At 35.2% G+C, this 22,768-nt stretch carries 20 protein-coding genes and 1 pseudogene; 13 read left to right on the top strand and 8 right to left on the bottom strand.

Going from position 1 to position 22,768, the window contains the following annotated elements; all coding sequences use genetic code 11:
* Positions 1–1,634, bottom strand: a 1,634-nt coding sequence (locus tag CIB29_RS15175; RefSeq protein WP_094551166.1) for an IS1634 family transposase, incomplete at its 3' end; no start/stop codon positions are given.
* Between the two features lie 148 nt (positions 1,635–1,782).
* On the opposite strand from CIB29_RS15175, the pseudogene CIB29_RS15180 reads away from it, so the two are divergent.
* Positions 1,783–1,896, top strand: a pseudogene (locus CIB29_RS15180) (SDR family oxidoreductase); the annotation flags it as partial.
* Positions 1,897–2,271: 375 nt separating this feature from the next.
* Positions 2,272–2,916, top strand: a complete 645-nt coding sequence (locus CIB29_RS15185) for an HAD family hydrolase (protein ID WP_094551076.1) — start codon at positions 2,272–2,274, stop codon at positions 2,914–2,916.
* A gap of 23 nt (positions 2,917–2,939) precedes the next feature.
* On the opposite strand, the gene CIB29_RS15190 is transcribed toward CIB29_RS15185, so the two are convergent.
* Positions 2,940–5,255 (bottom strand): helix-turn-helix domain-containing protein, encoded by a 2,316-nt coding sequence (locus CIB29_RS15190; protein WP_094551168.1) that lies wholly within the window; start codon positions 5,253–5,255, stop codon positions 2,940–2,942.
* 475 nt (positions 5,256–5,730) lie between these two features.
* On the opposite strand from CIB29_RS15190, the gene CIB29_RS15195 reads away from it, so the two are divergent.
* From CIB29_RS15195 to CIB29_RS15240, 11 genes are all read left to right on the top strand, one after another.
* A complete protein-coding gene (locus CIB29_RS15195; RefSeq protein ID WP_094551170.1) occupies positions 5,731–7,221 on the top strand; it encodes an extracellular solute-binding protein in 1,491 nt (496 codons plus the stop codon).
* Between the two features lie 94 nt (positions 7,222–7,315).
* On the top strand, positions 7,316–8,266 hold the full coding sequence (locus CIB29_RS15200; protein WP_242965257.1) for an ABC transporter permease: 951 nt from the start codon (positions 7,316–7,318) through the stop codon (positions 8,264–8,266).
* Positions 8,267–8,284: 18 nt separating this feature from the next.
* Entirely contained in the window at positions 8,285–9,151 is an 867-nt protein-coding gene (locus tag CIB29_RS15205) for a carbohydrate ABC transporter permease (protein ID WP_094551174.1), read from the top strand.
* A gap of 52 nt (positions 9,152–9,203) precedes the next feature.
* Positions 9,204–10,553: a glycoside hydrolase family 28 protein gene (locus CIB29_RS15210; protein WP_094551176.1), complete on the top strand. Its 1,350-nt coding sequence runs from the start codon at positions 9,204–9,206 to the stop codon at positions 10,551–10,553.
* A gap of 40 nt (positions 10,554–10,593) precedes the next feature.
* Positions 10,594–11,727, top strand: a complete 1,134-nt coding sequence (locus CIB29_RS15215; protein ID WP_242965259.1) for a glycoside hydrolase family 88/105 protein — start codon at positions 10,594–10,596, stop codon at positions 11,725–11,727.
* A gap of 102 nt (positions 11,728–11,829) precedes the next feature.
* Positions 11,830–12,915, top strand: coding sequence for an alpha/beta hydrolase family protein (locus CIB29_RS15220; RefSeq protein WP_094551180.1), 1,086 nt, complete (start codon positions 11,830–11,832; stop codon positions 12,913–12,915).
* 69 nt (positions 12,916–12,984) lie between these two features.
* Positions 12,985–13,959 carry a pectinesterase family protein gene (locus tag CIB29_RS15225; protein WP_094551182.1) on the top strand — a complete coding sequence of 325 codons (975 nt, stop codon included), beginning with the start codon at positions 12,985–12,987 and terminating at the stop codon, positions 13,957–13,959.
* Between the two features lie 11 nt (positions 13,960–13,970).
* Positions 13,971–16,196 (top strand): exo-rhamnogalacturonan lyase family protein, encoded by a 2,226-nt coding sequence (locus CIB29_RS15230; RefSeq protein ID WP_094551184.1) that lies wholly within the window; start codon positions 13,971–13,973, stop codon positions 16,194–16,196.
* A gap of 35 nt (positions 16,197–16,231) precedes the next feature.
* Positions 16,232–16,519, top strand: coding sequence for a beta-xylosidase family glycoside hydrolase (locus CIB29_RS15235; protein WP_278335868.1), 288 nt, complete (start codon positions 16,232–16,234; stop codon positions 16,517–16,519).
* Between the two features lie 102 nt (positions 16,520–16,621).
* Positions 16,622–16,774 carry a hypothetical protein gene (locus tag CIB29_RS18640; RefSeq protein WP_157910325.1) on the top strand — a complete coding sequence of 51 codons (153 nt, stop codon included), beginning with the start codon at positions 16,622–16,624 and terminating at the stop codon, positions 16,772–16,774.
* A gap of 2 nt (positions 16,775–16,776) precedes the next feature.
* Positions 16,777–17,484, top strand: a complete 708-nt coding sequence (locus CIB29_RS15240; RefSeq protein ID WP_094551188.1) for a rhamnogalacturonan acetylesterase — start codon at positions 16,777–16,779, stop codon at positions 17,482–17,484.
* Positions 17,485–17,520: 36 nt separating this feature from the next.
* Here CIB29_RS15240 and CIB29_RS15245 read toward each other — a convergent pair whose 3' ends face one another.
* The 6 genes from CIB29_RS15245 to CIB29_RS15270 form a co-directional block, all read right to left on the bottom strand.
* Positions 17,521–18,636 (bottom strand): YibE/F family protein, encoded by a 1,116-nt coding sequence (locus tag CIB29_RS15245; RefSeq protein ID WP_094551190.1) that lies wholly within the window; start codon positions 18,634–18,636, stop codon positions 17,521–17,523.
* Between the two features lie 306 nt (positions 18,637–18,942).
* Positions 18,943–19,755 (bottom strand): zinc transporter ZupT, encoded by an 813-nt coding sequence (gene zupT, locus CIB29_RS15250; RefSeq protein WP_094551192.1) that lies wholly within the window; start codon positions 19,753–19,755, stop codon positions 18,943–18,945.
* 87 nt (positions 19,756–19,842) lie between these two features.
* A complete protein-coding gene (locus tag CIB29_RS15255; RefSeq protein ID WP_094551194.1) occupies positions 19,843–20,679 on the bottom strand; it encodes an energy-coupling factor ABC transporter ATP-binding protein in 837 nt (278 codons plus the stop codon).
* Entirely contained in the window at positions 20,676–21,380 is a 705-nt protein-coding gene (locus CIB29_RS15260) for an energy-coupling factor transporter transmembrane component T family protein (protein WP_157910326.1), read from the bottom strand. Before CIB29_RS15260 ends, CIB29_RS15255 begins: the two co-directional genes overlap by 4 nt.
* Before the next feature lie 14 nt (positions 21,381–21,394).
* Positions 21,395–22,132 carry an energy-coupling factor ABC transporter permease gene (locus tag CIB29_RS15265; protein WP_094551198.1) on the bottom strand — a complete coding sequence of 246 codons (738 nt, stop codon included), beginning with the start codon at positions 22,130–22,132 and terminating at the stop codon, positions 21,395–21,397.
* A gap of 145 nt (positions 22,133–22,277) precedes the next feature.
* Positions 22,278–22,712 (bottom strand): Fur family transcriptional regulator, encoded by a 435-nt coding sequence (locus tag CIB29_RS15270; protein ID WP_094551200.1) that lies wholly within the window; start codon positions 22,710–22,712, stop codon positions 22,278–22,280.
* Positions 22,713–22,768: the final 56 nt, after the last annotated feature.

Below are 22,768 nucleotides of genomic sequence, written 5' to 3' on the forward strand. Positions count from 1 at the left end.
GTATAGGTTGGAATATAGCCTTCACATTGAGTATTATAGAATTCTATATTTCGAAGTCCGGAGATAATCTCATGACAAGTAAACTCCTCATGCAGACGCTTTTCAAGCAACCTGTAAATAATCAGAGATATAAAGCAAGTAATAAAATGTGCTTCAATCCTGTCATCATTGCTTAAATACACAGGTCTTGCTTTGAATTCGCTTTTCATAATTCTAAAGCATTCTTCAATCTCCCATCTTCTGTGATTCACCTTGATTATTTCAGATACATCATCCTCAAGGTTTGTGCAAACCCCATAAAAACCATCAAAAGCTTCTTCCTTCTGGATTAGAGCAGAATCAATGCTGTATATCTCGTTTTCTGCAACTTCTCCATCAGCAGTACAGCTTGTTTTGGTAATAAACCTTTTGTAATCGTTAGCATTGCATTTCTTGATTTTTGTCGGGTTGTTTTCTATTGCCTTTTGAGCTCTTTCTATTTGAGAGTTGCGGATTTTACGCTGATAATCCCTGTATTTGATAGAATACGTTATAATCAGCCTTTGTTCAAAATCTTTTTCTTTAATCCAGCGCTCCTTATAAAATACTTTTGCCCTTATTTTCGTTTTATCTTCAGGAGAAGCTTTATCTATCATTTCATCAAGTTTGGAAATGTCATAGGTTTTATCGCTGCCCGGGAGTTTCCAGCCATTTGGAGCAAGAGCCCATTTTTTTAAATGTTCCTTTAATTTTTTGATAGACTGTGTTGTAATAAATGCCCGGCCATCCTTGTCGTTAAACTTTCGATTATCTTCAGAAGCAAGGCCTGCATCTGTGCAAACAATAAACTTAGAAAGTTCAAAGTCAGAAATAATTTTCTTTTCTAATGGCTTTAAAGTCAGTTGTTCATTCATATTCCCTTTGTTAATGCTGAAAGCCAGAGGGATTCCATCTCCGTCCATAAACAGTCCCATTTGAATGATCGGATTGGGTTTGTGATCTTTAGAAGGACCATATTGCTTGTTGCCATCCTCCTGTTCAATTTCAAAAAAGTAATTGGTGCAATCATAGTAAAGAATACCGGTATTTCTTTTGGAAACCTTCAGGCTGTTTTCGTATAATGAGGATTGAATAAAATCAGTTTCTTTAGCAAGGATTTCAAGAGCCCTGTAGATTTGATGCAAATCAAAATTCGGCTGTTCTAAAAATTTTTTAGAAAGCTCACAGGTTGCAAGTTTGGAAGAAGGGAAGATCACTCTTGCGTAAATCAATCTTGAAAGAATGGAATTCATGTCAAAATCGAATTTATATTTCTGTGAAATTTCTTTGCAAATCTTATGGAGTCCGAGTTCATGGTATATTTTTTGCAGGAATAGGTACCCGCCATTAAAGGCACGCTGTTCTCCTTTGTTGACAAGTTTTGTAGGCGAATACTTTACAAGTACTTCACGTTTTTCTTCTTTTTCTTTCTTGTTAAGTTCTTCAATATATTTCTTTGCCCATTCGATGGGGTCTTGGCCGTTTAGTTTCTTAAGAAGTTCATTATAAGTCCCGAGTTTTTCAACAATTTGTGTATGCTCTTTTCCATTGGTATATATAGTTTTTATAACATAAAATGAAGCTGCATTTTTTGATCTAGATATCTGTAATCTCATGGCAATATTCCTCCAAACACCTATATTATATCAAATAACGCAAAACTACGCAAGTTAAAACACAAAAAATTGACAAAAAAACAATAAAAAAAGCCCTATTACTAAGGCTTTCAGAAAACTTGTACTTTATTCAACTGTCAAAGACCCGAGATGGGGAACCCCTAACGATATGAAGGGTGTTGCTCTTTTCTTATCAGCTCCTGCATCTGACTACTTAAATGGTGCGATTATCCCTGTTGATGGTGGTTATTTAGGAAGATAATAATTCTTTTGTTTCTGTACAGGCGTTCCTACTCCAGGAATGCCTGTACTATTTTCTATCTCTGTTTCATCCCTTAAACAGTTATGAGCAATGTTTTCCTTTCCATAAGGCAGCAACACTATATCTGATACTTGTATTTGTCAAGTGAAAATTGAAATATCGCAAATCCATATTTGGAAAAGATTAGGTGTGAAAAGTTATTGATCAAAAATTGTAAAAAAGTACTTGACATTCACACAGCATTAGAATCATTCAATGTAGTTTGAATTACGTGTCTTTTTTGCTTTGTAAAAACTCAAATATCAAACCGCATTGACCTATGCTTCTAACAATGCTAAGATATACATAATTGATGTATTTTGATGGAGGTCTTAAATGTTTACAAATTTAAATGCAGTCATATTTGATCTGGACGGAACATTGATAGATTCCCTATGGATCTGGGACGAGATTGACATTCAGTTTCTGGGTAATAGAGGTATCACTTTACCGGATGATTTGCAAAAAATTGTTGAAGGAATGAGTTTTACTGAAACAGCTGTATATTTTAAAGAAAGATTTAACTTACAGGAAAGTATAGAGGAAATTAAAGAAGAATGGAATACAATGGCCAATCATTACTATAAAGATAAAGTACCCTTAAAAGAAGGTGCTAGAGAGTTCATTGAATTTTTAAGAAGCAAAAATATTAAAATGGGGATTGGTACAAGTAATTCCAGGGAACTCACCCTGGAAGTATTAAAAAAACATGGTCTTCTCCACTATTTTGATGCTGTTGTAACTTCCTGTGAAGTAAAAAAAGGCAAACCGCACCCGGATGTGTTTTTAAAAGTGGCTGAGCTTTTAGAGGTAAAGCCTGAAGAATGCCTGGTTTTCGAGGATACTTATGCAGGGGTGCTGGCTGCCAAAAGAGCCGGGATGAAAGTTTTTGCCGTAGCTGATAGGTTCTCTTTTCCTTACAAGGAGGAAATTGCGGGTTTGGCAGATAAATATGTTGAAAGTTTCAAAGAAATTGCATAATATAATAAAACAACCACCTTTTTTTAAGAGGTGGTTGTTGAGTTGCCCTTTCTTAATGCAGTTGGACTTATGCCATATATTCGCTTAAATGCGCGTCTAAAGGATTGGGCACTGTTGTAACCTACCATTTCAGCAATATCATTGATGTTAAGCTCCGTATTTTTTAGAAGCTTGCAAGCATGGTCTAATCTAACCTTTTCAAGATAATCGGTAAAGTTTATTCCAGTTTGCTCTTTGAATAAATGAGAGAAGTATCCCTCTGATAAATTAAATTGGGAAGATACTTTATAAAGTCCAAGGTCCTGATGCATATAGTTAGTATCAATATATTTTTTTATATTATTCATAAGCTCTAAATTATTATTGCTCTTTTGCTGTTGGACCAATTCACACATTTTGCTAAAGATAGTTTCTACTAATTTAAAATTTTGCTCTATCGTATTAGAAACATCTATACTTTTAACTATTTTTTTTATGGCATCCTGATCTGCAAACTGAGACATTAGCTTGATAATAGTACTTTTCAGTTCATAAATCAGTTCTTTTGACATATAAATTGATAAACTTCTTGATATAAAGTTTTCTTCATAAATTATAGACAATAGTTTTTGTACTTGTATTAAATCACCTGCTTTTACATAATTAATAAGTCTTTGTTCAAAATCTAATGGATAGTAGTAGATATCACTTTCCTTTGGTATATTCTGATACCACACAATTGCGTCATTTGTATCAGTAACATAATTAAGAGCCTGTTCAGCCTGTTCAAAAGAATGCCAAATATCCATCGGCCCATCACAGGGCTCACCTATTCCAACAGATATTTTCATATTATAAACAGAAAACAGTTCATTTTTTATGTCATTGATAATTTTTTGGTTATAATTAAAAAAATAGGTATTATTCACATTGTTTGCAGTTAGTAAAATGGCTATCGTACGATTATCTACGTCATGAAAAATCATTTTGTCATCCAAATATTTAAGTAATGTGCTCCTCAAAATAGCTTTTGTCGCATTGAGTTCTTGAATTATTTCCCTGTTTATGCTTATATCCATAGAATCATTATTATATATTCTTAGCAGCAATACTATAAATTTATTTCCATTAATATTTAAACCAATATAGGAGGAAAAAGCGTTTAATTCTTCCTCATTATATATTTGTCCTTTAAAAAGCTTATCAAGAAAGCCCGCTTGGATAAGAGGCTTCTGGTTTTTCATATCTTCCTGAAGGGATTTATTACTTGCAATCAACTGCAAAACACTCCCATTAATCACAGAAAAAGCATCATGTTCTTTAGGTATATCATCACCTAAAAATTCTTTAAGTTGCCTTACAATATTCACCAACGGCTTGCTGTTTTTATATGCTAAAAAAATGGCTATTGCTACACCAAATATCAGTGTGAAAAAAAATATCGTCCAGTTAATACGTTTAAAATAGTTCAACCTTTCAAATACTATCTCTGAGGGGAGAACGATGACATATTTCCAGTGATTATAGCTTGAAGTTGTATAGGTAATAATCATCTCTTTATCAGCAATATGCTTTTTGACAAACCCTTCATCATTTTCCAATCCCTGTATAGCAACATTATCAATAATATCAGGATTTAATATCCCGGCCATTATTGTCCCATTGCTATCCAGTATATATGCCCAGCCACCTTTTGATAAATCTAATGAAGAAAATAGTTTGGTCAGGTACTCCTTGTTAAAGGATATTGCCAAGGCTCCTTGAGATTTTTGCAGATAGCTCAGAGGCAATGACTGAATATATGTGATGACAGGTGAATCATTTGTTTCTGAATCAACCAGGGTATCGGGAATATATTCGCCTATATAATAGCGGTTTGTCAATATTTCCTTCCATTTTTCATATTCATTTTTATTATACTTTAAAACGCTGTCATAGTAAATATCTCCTGGATATAGTGTTTCGTGCGTAACGACATAATTGGTATTTTTTAAATAGATATATACACTGCTTATAAAATCTCTATTAATCATGTAACGTGAAAGATCACGTATTGCAACACTGAAATCATAGTATGCTGAATGATTTAATGGCTGTTTTAAATTTAACAGCGCATTAATTCTAGAATTTGTTGCTATTTGCATAGACAATGTTTCAACTTGCTGAAGTTGATGGTCTACAATCTCCTTAGTTTGATTTAACATAGAAAGATTGGATTTTCTAATGTCTTCTTTAACAATGGATAGCGCAACTTGATAACTCTGAAGCCCAACAAATAAAGGCAACAATAATATACATATATAAGAAAGCACGAAGTGCATAAGAAGTTTAGGATTACGTTGATTGTAAAATCTAACCAATAGTGCTCCCCCTAACCATTGAATTTTTTACTATTATAACATAAAAAAATGAATATTAACATGGTAAGCGTTATAAACATTTTAACAAATTGATCCTTTTGCACAAAAATCGTGGTGCTTACAAGATAAAATTTTAAAAATTGTATCATCATTATATAAAAAAATGTATTATCATTTCAATAAAAGAATGTATGAGAAACTGAAAAACTGCATTGTTTTTTATAAAAAAATGTATGTCATACAATGAAGTGTTTCTTTACACCAACAGCTCTATCCGTTAATATTAATTCCATAATACAAAAACGGTTTTAACCGGTTTTCCGAAACTACAAAACTTAAAAGCTGGTTGTGCATAATGAATAATTTATTTTTTATTTGCCAAACTCCAGTTATTTAGTTTGTTGATCGGGAAATCTGTTAATAACTAAACTTTATATTATATCATAATACTTATCACTTAAAAGGAGGATTTTTTATGGGAAAACCGCTAGTCAAAAGAACATTGTCGATTTTTATCGCCATCGTTCTTGCATTAAGTGTTGCAGCATGCACAAAAAAAGCTGAACAACCTGCTGCTCCAGAAAAATCAGAAAAATCAGAAGCATCAAAAGAACCAGAAAAGCCAGCTTCAATTAAATTGATGGTAGACGGTACTTTCATTACTAAAGAAGCAGGTCAGGACCAATTTGTAGCAGAGTATAAAAAAATGACCGGCGTCGACCTTATTATCAACCAGCCGGCGCACAACCAATACTATGAAAAAGTAAATCTTGCTTTTGCGTCTCAAGACATCCCGGATGTACTAATAATCAGCGGTACTACAATGGTCAACTATGCTATAAACGGTGCATTATATGATATGACTGATTTAGTTGATAAATCTCCAATTATGCAAAAGGTTGGTCAAAAGTACAAAGATGCTGTCAAGATAAATGGCAGACTATACGCATTTCCAACACAGGCAGGTAATGGTCCGATTACCTATATGAGAAAAGATTGGTTGGAAAAGAACAATTTAAAAGTACCTACAACCTACGCTGAATACTTGGAAGTTTTAAAGGTTTTTGCCAATGATCCAGATCAAAACGGAAAACAAGATACTATTGCTTTTACAGCACCGGGCCTTGTAAGTGATGACCCAACAACTCTTCAAAACTATATGGTAGATTTCTATCAGGATGCAAGCCCTGATTTCATAAAGAAAGATGGTAAATGGGTAGATGGAATGCTTGAACCTGAAATGAAAGCAGCTCTTGAAAGAATGAGAGAAGCATATTCATTAGGTTTAATTGATAAAGAAATAGTAACCAATAAGACATCAACATGCAGAGATAAGTTTAATGCCGGTAAGGTTGGCGTATTTACTTATTGGGCAGGTACATGGAACATGAATCTTGAAAATGAGCTGAAGAAAGCCGTACGTGATGCCTCAATAGTGGCCATCCCTGCTATTAAAGAAACGAAATATCTTGAGAGAGTTCCGGCTACAATGGCAATTACAAGTAAAGCCGCAAATCCAGAAGGAATTTTTAAATATTTCTTTGAATTTATGCATGATGGTGATAAGGGAACATTATTATTCTCTCATGGTGTTGAAGGAGTACACTACAAAGTAACCGATGGAAAATATGAGAAACTCCCAAGCTTGCAGGATCCTAAAAAGCCTGCCAACAAGGCATTTATTGATAACGGTCTACAGATAGTGCCATTTAATGACCCAATAACACCGGACCCAAGAATAACTGAATCTTTAAAAGTATTTAATGCAAATTCAATAGTATCAACTTTGCTTCCTGTATCCGAAAATTATACAAAGAACAGTGCAGACATTTTAACTGCAAGAAAAGAAACAATATCTAAAATAGTACTAGGACAAATGACAATTGAAGAAGGTTTGGCAAAATATGAAAAAGATACTAAAGCTATTACAGATTTAATTCTTAAAGACTTTAATGCAGCTAAATAATATTTCTTAATATCATTAGATATACAAGCTGAATAACAATTCAGCTTGTATATCTACGTGAAATATAAAAAATTTATTCAGGAGGGGTATGGAATTGTTTGCTAAAACCCAACGCAATAACCTAACACAAGGTACAGCAGTTGTTCCTAAAAAGAAAGATCTTGTGCGCAGGATAATACAATACAAGTATTTTTATCTTATGTTTTTACCTGTTTTTATTTTTACAATAGTTTTTAATTATATTCCTATGGCAGGTATCCGATTTGCATTTTATAAGTATAATCCTTTTGCTCCGCCAAAGTTTATTGGATGGGAAAATTTTAAAACCCTGCTTGTAAATCCGAAATTTATTGCGGCCTTTAAAAATACAATAACATTAAGTATTGTAAATCTTGTACTAGGTATGCTTGTTTCTATTATATTTGCATTGCTTTTGAATGAACTTTATAATAAATATTTTAAGAGTTTTGTACAAACTGTATTATATTTACCCCATTTTATTTCTTGGGTGGTTACCGCATCTATATTTTATTTGATTTTGTCGCCAACCGACGGCTTTATAAATCAAATATTAGGTTTCTTTGGTATTGAACCAATCTATTTTATGATTGAGGAAAAATGGTGGACTCCTATTTACTATTTTATTAACAGATGGAAGGAAACAGGTTGGGGAACTATTATCTATTTAGCGGCATTATCCGGAATTAATCCGGAGTTATACGAAGCTGCGGTGATAGATGGCGCCGGGAGATTAAAGCAGACCTGGTATGTTACAATACCTGGTATCATGAGCACGATACTTGTAGTATTTATACTTAATTTAGCTAAAGTTATGAATATATTTGAGTCAGTATTTGTTTTGCAAAACCCGATGGTACTCAATGTATCGGAAGTTATCAGGACATATAACTATAAGGTTGGTTTGCTTCAAAGTGACTATGGTTATTCTACAGCTGTAGGTCTTTTTAATTCTGTAATATCAATGGTATTGGTGATTATTGCAGATAAAGCCAGCCAGAAAATTAAAGGTTCAGGGATACTGTAATAGGCAGGAGATGAAAAAATGCAAGAAAAATTAAGTTTTAAGAAAGGCTATAGAGGAAGAACCATCTTCAGAATTGTAAATGTTGTTTTTTTAATTTTTGTAATGATCTTAATGATAGTGCCAATATTGAAAATATTAAGTGACTCTCTTGATACAGCCGGGACTTACGGGCTTAATATTATACCTAAAAACCCTTCTTTTTTAGCGTATAAAACAATTTTTACAACCACTGCGCTCTATCGGCCGTTTTTAATTTCAATCTATACAACTGTTGTTGGGACTGCTATTGCCTTATTATTGACTACTTTCGGAGCATATGTTTTAATACAAAAAGACATGCCGGGCAGAAAATTTTTCGTTTGGATGATTTTCTTTACAATGATATTTAACGGAGGGCTTGTGCCTACCTATTTATTAATTAGAAATATAAAGCTTATTAATACATTGTGGGCTGTTATACTGCCACTTGCACTAAATGTTTATAATATGGTTCTGATGAAAAACTTTTTTGAGCAAATTCCGGAAAGTTTGTTTGAAGCAGCAGAGATAGACGGATGTTCTCCAATGAGAATATTCTGGACCATCGTATTGCCATTATCCAAGCCTGCACTGGCTTCTATTGGATTATTCTTTGCAGTTGAATATTGGAATCACTTTTTTAACTTTGTAATGTATATTACTGATACTTCAAAATACAATTTTCAGATTAAATTGAGAGAACTAGTATTGGACAGTCAAAACCTAGCTCCGGGTGCTGAAGCAATTTACGGAAGGACCATACAATATGCGGCTGTTTTAGTTTCAATGCTTCCTCCAATGATTGTCTATCCTTTCTGTCAAAAGTATTTTGTACAGGGCGTAACAATGGGCGCTGTAAAAGAATAATAAAAATTGTTCCAATATAAAATATATACACAAGCATAAAGGAAGGAATAAAATGAATACCAACAAATTTTCAACAGTTTTTAATATTGCAGAATTTGGCGCTGTGGCTGATGGAGTAACAATTTGTACAAAAGCTTTTGAAGCTGCAGTCCAAACATGTGTAAAAGCCGGAGGTGGGACCATCTATGTACCATCCGGCAATTTTTTGACTGGCTCTATCCGGTTGGAAAGCAATATCAATCTTTGCTTGGAAGCAGGCGCAATACTAACATTTATTAATGATATCAATGAATATCCCCTCGTCAACTCTCGATGGGAAGGTGTCCAGCGGGAAGTATATGCCTCCTGCATATATGGAGAGAATATAGAAAATGTCTCAATAACCGGTTATGGAACACTTGATGGACAGGGCGAGTTTTGGTGGAAGCTGCATAGAGAAAAGAAAAATAAATATCCACGACCAAAGCTTATAAGTTTCCATGGATGCAAGAAAGTTCTTATTGAAGGACTAACACTTAAAAATTCTCCCAGCTGGACCATAAATCCTATCTGCTGTGAAAACATAACGGTGGATAAGGTTACAATTTTAAATCCGGCAGATTCTCCAAATACAGATGGTATCAATCCAGAATCTTGTAAAAATGTCCACATATCTAATTGCCATGTGGATGTGGGAGATGACTGTATAACTATTAAATCCGGTACTGAGGCTACTTCACCAAGAGTACCGTGTGAAAATATAACAGTAACAAACTGCACCATGGTTCACGGACACGGTGGAGTAGTTATTGGAAGTGAAATGAGCGGAGATGTGCGAAATGTTGTAATCAGCAATTGTGTTTTTGAAGGTACAGACCGTGGAATAAGAATAAAGTCCCGGCGTGGCCGCGGCGGAGTGGTAGAGGATATCCGAGTGACTAACATTATTATGAAAAATGTCATTTGCCCTTTTATCATGAACCTTTATTATTTCTGCGGACCTGGAGGCAAGGAAAAGTATGTATGGGATAAGAACCCCTATCCTGTCACTGATGAAACACCTGCTTTCAGAAGAATTCATTTTAGTAACATAACTGCCAGAGAAACAGGTGCATGTGCAGGATTTTTATATGGTCTGGCTGAACAGCCAATAGAAGATATCACCTTTGATAATATATCAATATCCATGGCTGAAAATGCCCAACCGGGCTTCCCTGCAATGATGGCCGGTATCGAACCTGTAAAGCAAAAAGGATTCTTTGTCTGTAATGTAAAAGATGTCTATTTTAATAATGTAACAGTAAGCGGGCATGAAGGTCCAGCTTTTGAAGTTATAGATTCAACTAATGTTGAATTTAATAGATGTAAATCCTTAAATACTAAATCTGAAAGCGATATGATAGTGCTTAAGAATGTAAAATAAACAGACAAATTGGGGTGTATATTTTTTAGTTGTGAGGTGTATGATGATGGGAAAAAAAATATGTGACAACTGGTCTGTCAAAATGGCCGAATCGGTTATGAAAAGAAATCCTGAGCTTAATGATAAATGGACCTATGATTATGGCGTAATTTTAAAAGGGTTTGAACTGGTATGGCAAAATACCGGCGACAAGAAATATTTTGATTATATTAAGAAAAACCTTGATTTTTTTGTAGAACCCGATGGAAACATCAATAGATATCGTGTTGATGAATATAACATTGACCATATTAACAATGGCAAGCTCCTCTTCCCTCTCTATAAAGAAACCGGTGATGAGAGATATAAAAAAGCTGCTTTTCTTTTAAGAGAACAGTTAAGAAATCATCCCCGTACAAATGAAGGGGCATTCTGGCATAAGAAAATTTATCCGTACCAAATATGGTTGGACGGATTATATATGGGCTCGCCATTTTATGCAGAGTTTATCAAGGAATTTGGTACTCCAGACCAATTTGATGATGTTACAAGGCAATTTTTAATATGTGAAAAACATACTAAGGATAAGGTAACAGGTCTTTTATACCATGCTTGGGATGAAACCAGGGAAATGTTTTGGTGTAACAAGACAACAGGATGTTCAAAGAATTTCTGGGGAAGGTCCATGGGATGGTTTGTAATGGCTCTTGTTGATGTATTAGATTATATCCCTGAAGACCACAGGGACAGAAATAAAATAATAGAAATATTGAATGAAGTTTTAGAAGCCTTACTAAGAGTTCAAGATAAAGGAACTTATACTTGGTATCAAGTTTTAGACCAGGGGACAAGAAAAGGAAATTACCTGGAAGCTTCTGCTACCTGTATGATTCTTTATGCTATGGCTAAAGGCTTTAGAAAAGGCTATTTAGAAGAAAAATGGTTTGAAGAAGCAAAGAAGACTTATAAAGGTATTCTTGAAGAATTTATAACCATCACAGCCGAGGGATTGGTAAATTTGAATAAAAACTGCCAAGTTGCAGGACTGGGTGGCGCAGATAAGAGGGACGGATCTTTTGAATACTATATCAGTGAGCCCATCATCACCAATGACCCTAAGGGTGTAGGCGCATTTATTCTTGCAAGTGCCGAAATGGACAGACTTTGCTCAAAACAATTACCCATAAATCAATAAAAACAAAGGCGCATTTGTTTTTAATACACTTTCCTATGCAATAAATATTGCGGTGAATATTTTTATATTCACCGTTTTTCACTAAATGGGGGATAAAACGGTATGAATGATGTAGAACTTAAAGAATATTATACTTCAAGTAGATACTTATTAAATCTTTATGACCGAAATTCGAGAAAATTGGCATTAAAATCTAAAAATATAGAGGAATATAAAACATGGAAAAGGCATTTAAGAGAAATACTCAAAGAAATCACCGGTATCAACACCATGAACACTTGTCCCCTGCTCCCGCAGCTTTTGGAAAGCGTACAATTAGAAGGATACAGGAGAGATAAAGTTATCATTCAAACAGAACCTGAAATATGGATGCCCGTATATATTTTAATTCCTGATCACTTGAAAGAAAATGAAAAAAGACCTTGCATCATTGCGCCTCATGGACATGCCAGCGGAGGTAAATATGCAATTGCAGGCAATACGGATATCCCCGGAATTAGAGAACAAATTGAAAAATATAACTATGATTATGGCTTGAAATTTGTAAAAAAGGGATATATCGTTTTCTGCAGTGATGCTCGCGGTGCTGGTGAAAGAAGAGAATTATTACAGCAGGGAGATGAACAGAAAGCAATATTAAGCTGTTCCTGTGATACTCTTAATAATGCTGCAATAAGTCTCGGTCAGTCATTAATAGGTATGATGACGTGGGACCTTATGAGATTAATCGATTATATCCAGACGCTTGATTATTGCGACAATACTCAAATTGCTTGTGCAGGTTTTTCGGGCGGAGGACTTCAAACACTCTGGATTTCAGCAATGGATGATAGAGTTAAATGCAGCATCATCAGCGGTTATTTCCATGGATACAGAGATACACTGCTTAGAACAAACCTATGCGGTTGTAACTTTGTTCCAGGCCTATGGAAACTGGTCGATATAGGTGATTTAGGAGCGCTTATTGCTCCAAGGCCACTATTAATTGAAAGCGGAAGTCAAGATCACCTGAATGGTGAACGTGGTCTGGTGGATGTTAAAGAACAGCTGGAAATTACAAGAAAAGCATATAAGTTATATAATAGAGAAAGTGTCCTTTATCACCATATCTTTGAAGGCGGACATGTATGGAATGGTGAAAAGTCTTATGAGTTTATAAATAATTGGGCTAAAGGCTTATTTAGATAATTTTTAATTGTCAATCCGAAGATATTAGGATATCAAGTTAATAACAAGAGATTTTAGGGAGTGGATAAGATGATCGTATCGCAAGACGGAAGTGGAGGTTTTAAAACTATTCAAGAGGCAATAGATACTGTACCTGAGAATAATTCAAACAGAGTGACCATTCACGTTAAAAATGGAATATATAAGGAAAAGTTAATTATTAATAAGCCCTTTATAACATTAATTGGCGAAATTGCAGAAAAAACAATTATAACCTTTGATGATTATGCTAATAAATTGTTTCCTAATGGCGAGAAGTACGGAACTTTTAATTCATATACTTCCCTTATAAGCGCTGATGATTTCATTGCTGAGAATATTACTTTTGAGAATTCAGCTGGAGACGGGCGAATTGTCGGTCAGGCTTTGGCAGCCTATGTTGATGCTGATAGGGTTATATTTAGGAATTGCAGATTTTTAGGGTGCCAGGATACCATTTTTACTGCCCCGCTGCCTCCCCGTCCGTTAATCGGAAATACTTTCGGAGGGCCGGGAGAAGGAAAAGAAAAAAGAAAGCTGCGACAGTATTTTGAAAGCTGTTATATCAAAGGTGATGTAGATTTTATTTTTGGTTCTGCCACTGCTGTCTTTCATAAGTGCGAAATATTTTCCAACGACAGAGATGATGAAGTTAATGGATATATAACAGCGGCATCAACTCCAGAATGCGAAAAATATGGATATGTATTTATAGATTGCAAATTAATCAGTAATGCTAAACCTAACACTGTTTATCTTGGCAGACCTTGGAGGGATTTTGCAAAGACTGTTTTTATTAATACTTGGATGGGCGAACATATAAAAAATGAAGGTTGGCATAATTGGAATAAGGAAAATGCTGAGAAGAATGTATTTTATGCAGAATATAACAGCTATGGGCCAGGGGCACAAATGGATAAAAGAGTGAAATGGGCCAAAATATTAACGAAAGAAGAGGCAAAAGAATATTCAATACATAATGTATTATCAGGTAAAGATAATTGGAATCCATGTTTAGATATATAGGAGTGAAAATAATGATTAAACTGCACTTTGAAAAGCTATCCAGATTTGAACGAATTAATGAACCTTGCAACGTTGCTATCCCATTTCCGCAAGGAGAACTTAAAGACTTATCCAATATAGCAATTACCGACGGCAGTAAAATAGTACCCTCACAATTCAGGATAACTGCTAGATGGGCTGATGATTCAGTAAAGTGGCTTTTAGCAAATTTTTTAGCAGATTTACCGGGTAATAAAAGCAAGGATTATTATTTTAGTTTTAATAACACAGGAATAATATCAACAACAGAAATACTTGAAGTTAGTATTAAAAATGAAAGAGTAAATATAAACACCGGCAAACTTCAGATTGAATTTTGTAAAAATGGAGAATCAGGTATTTTTCATAGTATCACTCATGAAACCGCTACTTATGAAAAAGGTGAGATCATAGGACCTATCATTTATGATAATGTGGGAAAAATATGGAAAGCTCATGTCGGAGAGCAGGGCTGGGAAATAATTGAGGATGGTCCCGTTCGTGCAATTATACAAACAAAAGGAAAACATTTAAATGCTTCAGGGAAAGATTGGATTGATTACACCTTACGTATTTATGCTTATGCTGGAAAACCTTGGATTAGATTAGATTATCAAATAATTAATCGTGAGGACGGCAAGGAACAAGAAATAAAAGGAATTGAGCTTAGGTTAAACAGTTGTGAAAGTTCTGTAAACGATATACAAACTGCAATTGCCACATCTAATTATAAAAGCAAAATTGTCAAAGGAACCGGGTATGAAAAGTTATATCATTTAATTGATGCAAAAGAGCTTATTTATGAAGCGAATGAACATTTCCCAGAAACTTTCTATGGAACATTTTGGGCAGACTGGAGAGATGATAAAAAAGGCGGAGTTTGTGCTACCATATTTCAGGCACATCAAAACTTTCCTAAAGCTATGGAAGTAGATAAGTCAGGTATTAGTATCAGAATTGTACCTTGTGAAGCTGGCGGTGTGAAGTTCATACAAGGAATGGGAAAGACTCACCGTATATTTTTACATTTTCATAGTGCTGATGAGGCTATTGAAGAGTTAAATATAAGAAGTCTGCAGTTCCAACTGCCAGACAGACCTGTACTGGAACCGGAAGTATATGAAAGGGCAAAAGTGTTTGATGATATTTTTGTTAAACAAAAAATAGATAGTGTAGAGATATTTTTAATTAACCTGGCAGACTCAAGAGCAAAGGCTTATGGCATACTTCACTGGGGAGATGCACCCGACCCGGGTTATACGCAGCAAGGAAGAGGTAACGGTGAACCTGTATGGACTAATAATGAATATGACTTCCCTCATGCTGCCATGCTTATGTATGCAAAAAGCGGAGAGAGAAGAATGTTGGACTATATGCTGGTAGCAGCAGAACATTGGATGGATGTTGACGTATGCCATTACAGTAACGACCCTTTAAGGCATCAAGCACAAATTATCCATTCAACCCGTCATGCAACTGGTGAAGTAGAGGTCAGTCATGAATGGGTAGAAGGATTATTTGATTATTATCATCAGACAGGGGAGCAATTTGCCTATGACACCGCTTTAGGAATTGGAGAAAATATATTGCGTCAATTAGCACAACCCAAGTATCAACAAAAGGGTAAAATAAATGCGAGAGAAACAGGTTGGGCATTAAGAGCACTTGTAGCCCTGTATAAAGAGACATACGATGAAAAGTGGTTAGAACCAGCGGAGAAAATTATAAAGCACTTTGAGGCGTGGAAAGAAGAATATGGTGCATGGCTTTCTCCCTATACGGACCACACATCCATTCGAGTACCTTTTATGATATCAATTGCTGTAGGCAGTTTAATGAGATACTATCGCATAAGACCTCAAGCGACAATTAAAAATATGATTATTGATGCCGTTGACGATATGATAGAAAACTGTATGTTAGAAAATGGTTTATTCTACTATAAAGAACTTCCCAGTTTAAGAAGAATGGGAAATAATACTTTAACTCTTGAAACACTTACAAATGCTTATGAGTTGACAGGAAATACCAAGTATCTAAAAGCCGGCCTGCCAACCTTTAAAAACACAATAAACAGCAGCCGCATGAGCTTTGGCTTTTCAAAGCAAATTTCTGGTGATGCTTTGATTTTACAGGGTCCTGGACCTAAAATGTTTGCTCAATCCTTTTATCCTATAACTGCTTTTTATACTGCCGCTACAAAAGCAGGCATTCTATAAATGGTAGGAGTGAAGAATGCTTTAAACTTTCAGCTATAAAAGGCTTTGGAGATCTTGAAAGCAGAGAAGAAGCTGAAATGGAAAGCGTTCACTTATCACTTGAAAAAGATCAAGAAATATTCTTAAAAGTTACTGTTAAAAAAGGAGCAGTTTGCCGATTCAGTTATAGCAAAGATGATGTGCGATATGAAGCTATAGGAGAAAAGTTTAAAGCTACACAAGGCAGATGGATAGGTGCTAAGGTTGGTATATTCTGTATAAATTCAACGAATGAAAAAAGTGCAGGATATGCAGACTTTGATTGGGTAAGAATTACAAAATAATGTATAAATCTAATGTAATTTTAGAAATAAATGATGTAAAACAAAATATAATTTACCTAAAAGTGTCTGCAAATAAGCAAAGAAGAGAATTTTTCTGCTGTTATGATAATAAAACTTGTGGAAAACGGTGGAATTATTGAAAATGCTACATTCCTAAATAACGAAGGCTCTGTTGAAAAGAAGAAATTTACTGGAACAATGATAAAACCAGTATTCAATCTAAATAAGATACTTATTACGAGGGTGGGGTATTAACATTGAATAAAAAAATAAAAGTTTTTATTGCAGGAGATTCTACTGCTGCAACAAAATTACCCGAAAAGCGGCCAGAAACAGGCTGGGGACAAGTGATTCCGGAATTTTTTCCAGAGAATGTGGAATTTCTTAATTTTGCAGTAAACGGAAGAAGTTCTAAAAGTTTTATTGATGAAGGGCACTTGCAAAAGATATTGGATTTAATAGGAGCGGGCGATTTTCTCTTTATACAATTTGGTCACAATGATGCCAAAACAGAAATGGAAAGGCATACAGACCCCTTTACGACATATAAGTCATATTTGACCAAGTATATTGAAGGAGCCAGGACTGCAGGGGCACATCCTGTGTTATTAACTTCTATTCATAGGAGGTTTTTTGATGAAAATGGAAAAATTCAAAATACTCATGGTAATTATTTAATTGCTATGAGAGAACTCTCTTCTGAACTAAATGTACCATTAATTGATATGAGCAAAAAGAGTAAGCTGTTTTTTGAGAAACTAGGTCCTGAAAAAACTAAAAAAATATTTTTATGGCTTCAGCCTGGCGAATCTGTAAATTATCCGGAAGGTATTCAAGATAATACTCATTTTTCTGAACTTGGTGCAAAAGAAATAGCTAGGCTTGTAGTTGAAGGAATAATAGAGAAACAAATAAAGCCTCTTTGTGAATTCGTAAAAGTGAAAGAATATAACTTAAATTTATAAGTTAAAACTTAAGCTCAGACATTAATGCCTGAGCTTTTAATTTTTTATTTTTATGAAAGCAAAACTTATTGCTGTTATAGGTATGGCAAATAACAAGCCGATACTTCCTGTTACCGACCGCATAATTTCTGTTGCAACAAAGTCAAGGTTCAAAATTTCGTTTACCGGCCTCTGGTAAGCAGCAAAAAGCATAATCATTGATAATGCGCCTCCGGTGTAAGCCAGTATCAACGTATTGGACATTGTACCCATAATATCCTTACCTATATTCATTCCGTGATGTATAATTTGTTTAAAAGACATATGACTATCTTTTTTATCCAGCTCTGTTAACGCCGACGCTATCGAAATAGACACATCCATGGCTGCTCCTAATGCGCCTATCAATATTCCTGCAAAGAGTAACCCACGGAAATCCAACTGCGTCCCCTGCGGTATATACATTAGCATCTGGGCTTCTTCCGTGCCTAGTCCTGTAAGCCGTGCCAATACTCCATATAAATAGGCTATAGCGCCTCCAACCGAAATACCTCCTACGGTACCAAACACGGCAGATATAGATTTTCTATTCCATCCAGCTATAATGATCATTGTAACAATGGTAGATACAGCACATACAACAATGGAGAGCAATATAGGATTAGTTCCTTTTAATAATAGCGGGATCATAACGTATAACACAAGAAAAACTGTAATTCCCAGGGAAACTACGGATTTTACACCCTTCCATCCTCCAATAAGCACAAGCAATATAAGAAAAATACCTATTACCTGAAATACGTAGCTTACCCTTTCATATCCTGCTACATAGTAAGTCTCTTCTCCGCCTTCTGTCTTCTCCACGTGCAAGGCAACAACATCACCCTGCTTTAATTCTATATCATAAGCAGGATTTCCCGAGAGGTTATTTTGAACTTCTATGATCTTTCCTTTCAGCTCTTTATTAAGAATTTGAACATCTGCCACCTGAGTGATGACAGTAATGTTCCCTTCTTCAAACTTTTCTTCCTTAACTTCCTTTATCTTTACAACTTTAGCTCTGTATATTTTTACATCATTATTTGTATTTACCGATTCATCGGCGGCAAAGCATATACTCATTGAAAACGATATCATTACAACGACACTTATAAATATGAACAGCTTACGCACTTACTCTCCTCCTCGATTTTCCTGAATATATGCTTTATTCTCCATACGCATAAAAAAATCCTTCATACTTTAATATTTTTTTGGATGAAGGACTATAATCTCATTATCTATCATTCAATTCTTCTATTAATTCCTTCTAGCCGCACCATGATAGTCATTATAGCTTAATATTTCTTAAAGGTATAAATAATATTTCCCACAATTTTCATACTCTTATTATGCTTAATATAATATTAGTTGTCGACAATATTGATAATGATTATTATTATTATTTTGTTTTGTAAATAAGGCTTCATTCTTCAAATTTTAAATAAACAAAAGTAGACTTACAGCCATTACCATCATCCCTGCAACAAGACCATAAATAGAAAGGTGATGTTCCCCGTACTCTCTTGCAGTAGGTAAAAGTTCATCCAGAGAAATAAATACCATAATCCCTGCTACTAAAGCGAATAATATGCCGAAAACAATATTATTGAAAAAGGGAAGTAAGATTAAATACCCGATTAATGCTCCTACAGGCTCGGAAAATCCAGAAAGAAATGACAATAGAAATGCTTTCTTTTTGTCTCCCGTGGCATAAAAAACAGGTACGGAAACAGCGATTCCTTCAGGAATGTTGTGAATTGCTATCGCTACTGCAATTGCAATACCAAGCGACGGGTCTTTAATTGCTGATGTGAAGGTAGCCAGACCCTCAGGAAAATTATGAATAGCAATCGCAAGAGCTGTAAACGCACCCATTCTTAAAAGTTTTTCATCGGTGCTTTTTTCATTGTATTCCTTCATCTCCTCTACTTTACGTACTTCATGAGGATTTTCACTGGTAGGAATAAATTTATCTATTGCACCAATTAAAAACATTCCTGCAAAAAATGCTGCAACTGTTGTCCACGATCCGCCTATTTCCCCCATTTCTTTTACCAGCGAATCTTTTGCCTTAAAAAATATTTCTATCATCGAAACGTAAATCATAACCCCAGCAGAAAAGCCCAGTGTCACTGAAAGGAATTTCGTATTTGTTTTTTTTGTAAAAAATGCAAGAATACTACCTATTCCTGTAGATAATCCTGCAAAGAGAGTAATGCCGAAAGCAAAAAGAATATTGCTTAATTCCATATTTAGCTCCTCCTTTTATGAACTATCAAATACTATCAGGATAATATTTACCCTTCAAAAATATTCATAAACATTGGATAATTAAGCTCACCTATTCATCCCCGCTAACTTGCATATCTCCATTTCTGCCTGGTCAATATTGACAGGAATATTGACTTCAAGGCCCCTTTGTCTTAGTTTACTAAATAATTGTATCAATATAGGCGGCTCCAGGTTGGCTTCTGTTAAAACATCTATTTGTTTAAATATTTCTTCCGGTGTACCACTGCTTACAATATGCCCCTTATTTATAATGTATATAATATCTGCAATATGCGGAACGATATTGATGTCATGAGTAGTAATAATGGTAGTTACGCCCATATCCCTATTAAGAGAATTAATAAGTTCTATCATCTCCCTCTTCGCCCTTGGGTCCAGCCCGTCAAAAGGTTCATCCATGATTAAAAGCTCAGGAGACATAGCCATAGCACCGGCCAGTGCCACCTTTTTCTTTTGTCCTCCGCTTAAGTAATGAGGGATCTTATCTAGAATATGGGTAATTCCCAGTATTCCTGCAATTTGCTCTACCTTTTCTTTCACTGTTCCTTTGTCCACCCCTCCATTTCGCAGTGAAAAAGCTATATCATCATATACTGTAGGCCCGATAATCTGTTCATCGACATTTTGAAAAACTACACCAATCTTTTTACGTATCTGTTTAAATTCTTTGGAGGGACTCACACCAAAAACAGAAATCTCCCCATCTACCGGCTTTAAAAGTCCTAATATATGGGATAGCAGTGTAGTTTTTCCCGTGCCGTTTGGCCCTAATATTACAACCCTCTCCCCTTTATGTACTACAAAATCCAGTCCGCAAATACTGACCTCCGTTTTATCCGGATAAACGTGCTTAATACACCTTACCTTTATAATTTCACTCAAAATATCACCGCCACTGCTATTATAATTATGCTAACTCCAATAGGAATATAATCTGATTTCTTAAACTTGTACCAGTTATTTTCTTGAGAAAGCTTTCCTTCATACCCTCTCAAAGAATATATGTTATACATTCTTTCTGACATGTCAAAGGCGTGGATAAACAATACACCTATCACACCTGCCAGATTTTTTACATTAAAGAGTATGTTGGAAGGTCTAAAACCCCCTCTAAGCTTTATAATCGTTAAAGCCTTGTGTAATTTTTCCAGCAATATAAAGAATATCCTGTAAGTAAAAAACATCCCGTCCACCACTACCCCCGGTAAAAACAAGCGGAAGAAGGAAAATATCCGGGTATAGGGCGTGGTAGTTATTAAAAGAATCATTGCCATAGCCGCATCTACCGCCTTTAATATTACTACAAATCCTGCTTCTGCTGAATAAGTAAACCGGGTCAGTGCAAACACCAGGCTGAAAAAAGCAGGATATAAAGCAAAGTGCATTATTCCTCCTATAGGTAGCTTGCTTATTGCATTTAATAAGATTAAAATTATCAAAATCAACAATAATGGAATTAAATGGTTAGATATAACAATAGATACTATGATACTACCTGTTAAGAAAATTTTAGAGATGACCGAAGCCCTGTGCAGGCAGCCATCTCCATTGTTTGATAATTGATCAATATAGGCTATATCCATAAGTTCCTCCAAAATCAATTCTGCATTGTGCATTCTGCATTCTGCATTATTAAATCCGGCCTTACCTTCATGAAGAAGCCAACCACCAAGGACGTTACCAGGGTTTCAATGGCAATTCCCAGCAGCAATATGACAGCTACTGCACCCCATCCTGAAAATACAAAGATATGTATCTCGGATAGAAGTTCTTCGAGTTCTTCATGCTCAGCCTCAGCGTTAAGCTGCTCATCTTGATGAGCTTCTTCCTCATGGGGCAGCGCATGCTCCAGTCCTGCACTGGTCCCAATTACAATGCCTGCCATTAGTGTAGTAGATATCAATAAAGTAACAATAACCGTAACAGCTACCGCTGTAACCGGTTTGATGTGTTTTGCTATCGCTTTAAATAAAAAGTACCCCACTATAACTTCTGTTCCAATGATTAAGGTGTTTAGCCCTATAACCGTAATACCGCCATGCCCTATGAAAGCCAGTATAATATTGACAATAAAGACTGCTATAAATCCTAACCACGGTCCTGCCAGAATTCCTGCTAGTACGGTAAGGTTCAGGTGAAAAGGTAAAAAACCTAAAGGTACTGACATGGTTATAAGCATTAATGCACCTATAACTCCAATAAACGGTACTTTTTTAGATAACTCTTCTTTTTTTACTTTTGTCACTGCAAACCCTAAAACACCCAGGGCCAATACATACCCCAGTATCCACCATACCGGCGCGATCACTCCGTCCACAAGATGTAAATGACTCATAAAATTCTCTCACCTTTGCTTTTTATTTTAAATTAACTGCCACGCCGGGCGCATCCGGCACAAATAATGATGAAAATATGCTAAACCGGACTTTTTCTGTGGTTTCAGTTTTACTCCCCACTGTTCACTTCCCACTATTTTCATATTAAATTGCTTGCTGGCAGTCGGGACAATAACCGTACATTTCCAAACGGTGTCCGGTTATTTTAAACTGGGTTTGGTTTTTAATGCTTTTCTCAAAATCAGCAACCGGACATCCTTCTATCTCTATCATTTTTTTGCAACCCACACAGATAATATGATGATGATGCAAATTGGAATTTATTTCATATCTATATTTATTATCACCAAAATTTATTTTGTTTAACATGTTATTTGAAGATAATAACTCAATGGTTCTATATACAGTCGTAAGACATGTGCCCGGATTAAGTTTTTTTGCTTCCAGGTATATTTCCTCTGCCGACAGACATGTATTACTCTGTGAAAGTATATTCAGAATCGCTTTTCTCTGCTTTGTTATCTTACATTTCCGATCTGTAAAAAAGTTTTTCAATCGATTGTCCATGTCTCTCCCCATCCTATTTGCAAATCATTTGCATTTCCATTTAGCATTATATTCTTTTTTCAAAATTC

Origin of the sequence: Petroclostridium xylanilyticum (genome assembly GCF_002252565.1) — a bacterium.
GTDB lineage: Bacteria > Bacillota > Clostridia > SK-Y3 > SK-Y3 > Petroclostridium > Petroclostridium xylanilyticum.

Coding starts and splice junctions, on each gene's coding strand:
- CIB29_RS15230 (WP_094551184.1), top strand. CDS start 13,971: ATGATTAAACTGCACTTTGAAAAGCTATCCAGATTTGAACGAATTAAT.
- CIB29_RS15220 (WP_094551180.1), top strand. CDS start 11,830: ATGAATGATGTAGAACTTAAAGAATATTATACTTCAAGTAGATACTTA.
- CIB29_RS15195 (WP_094551170.1), top strand. CDS start 5,731: ATGGGAAAACCGCTAGTCAAAAGAACATTGTCGATTTTTATCGCCATC.
- CIB29_RS15270 (WP_094551200.1), bottom strand. CDS start 22,712: ATGGGGAGAGACATGGACAATCGATTGAAAAACTTTTTTACAGATCGG.
- CIB29_RS15215 (WP_242965259.1), top strand. CDS start 10,594: ATGATGATGGGAAAAAAAATATGTGACAACTGGTCTGTCAAAATGGCC.
- zupT (WP_094551192.1), bottom strand. CDS start 19,755: ATGGAATTAAGCAATATTCTTTTTGCTTTCGGCATTACTCTCTTTGCA.
- CIB29_RS15265 (WP_094551198.1), bottom strand. CDS start 22,132: ATGAGTCATTTACATCTTGTGGACGGAGTGATCGCGCCGGTATGGTGG.
- CIB29_RS15185 (WP_094551076.1), top strand. CDS start 2,272: ATGTTTACAAATTTAAATGCAGTCATATTTGATCTGGACGGAACATTG.
- CIB29_RS15205 (WP_094551174.1), top strand. CDS start 8,285: ATGCAAGAAAAATTAAGTTTTAAGAAAGGCTATAGAGGAAGAACCATC.
- CIB29_RS15260 (WP_157910326.1), bottom strand. CDS start 21,380: ATGGATATAGCCTATATTGATCAATTATCAAACAATGGAGATGGCTGC.
- CIB29_RS15210 (WP_094551176.1), top strand. CDS start 9,204: ATGAATACCAACAAATTTTCAACAGTTTTTAATATTGCAGAATTTGGC.
- CIB29_RS18640 (WP_157910325.1), top strand. CDS start 16,622: ATGATAATAAAACTTGTGGAAAACGGTGGAATTATTGAAAATGCTACA.
- CIB29_RS15225 (WP_094551182.1), top strand. CDS start 12,985: ATGATCGTATCGCAAGACGGAAGTGGAGGTTTTAAAACTATTCAAGAG.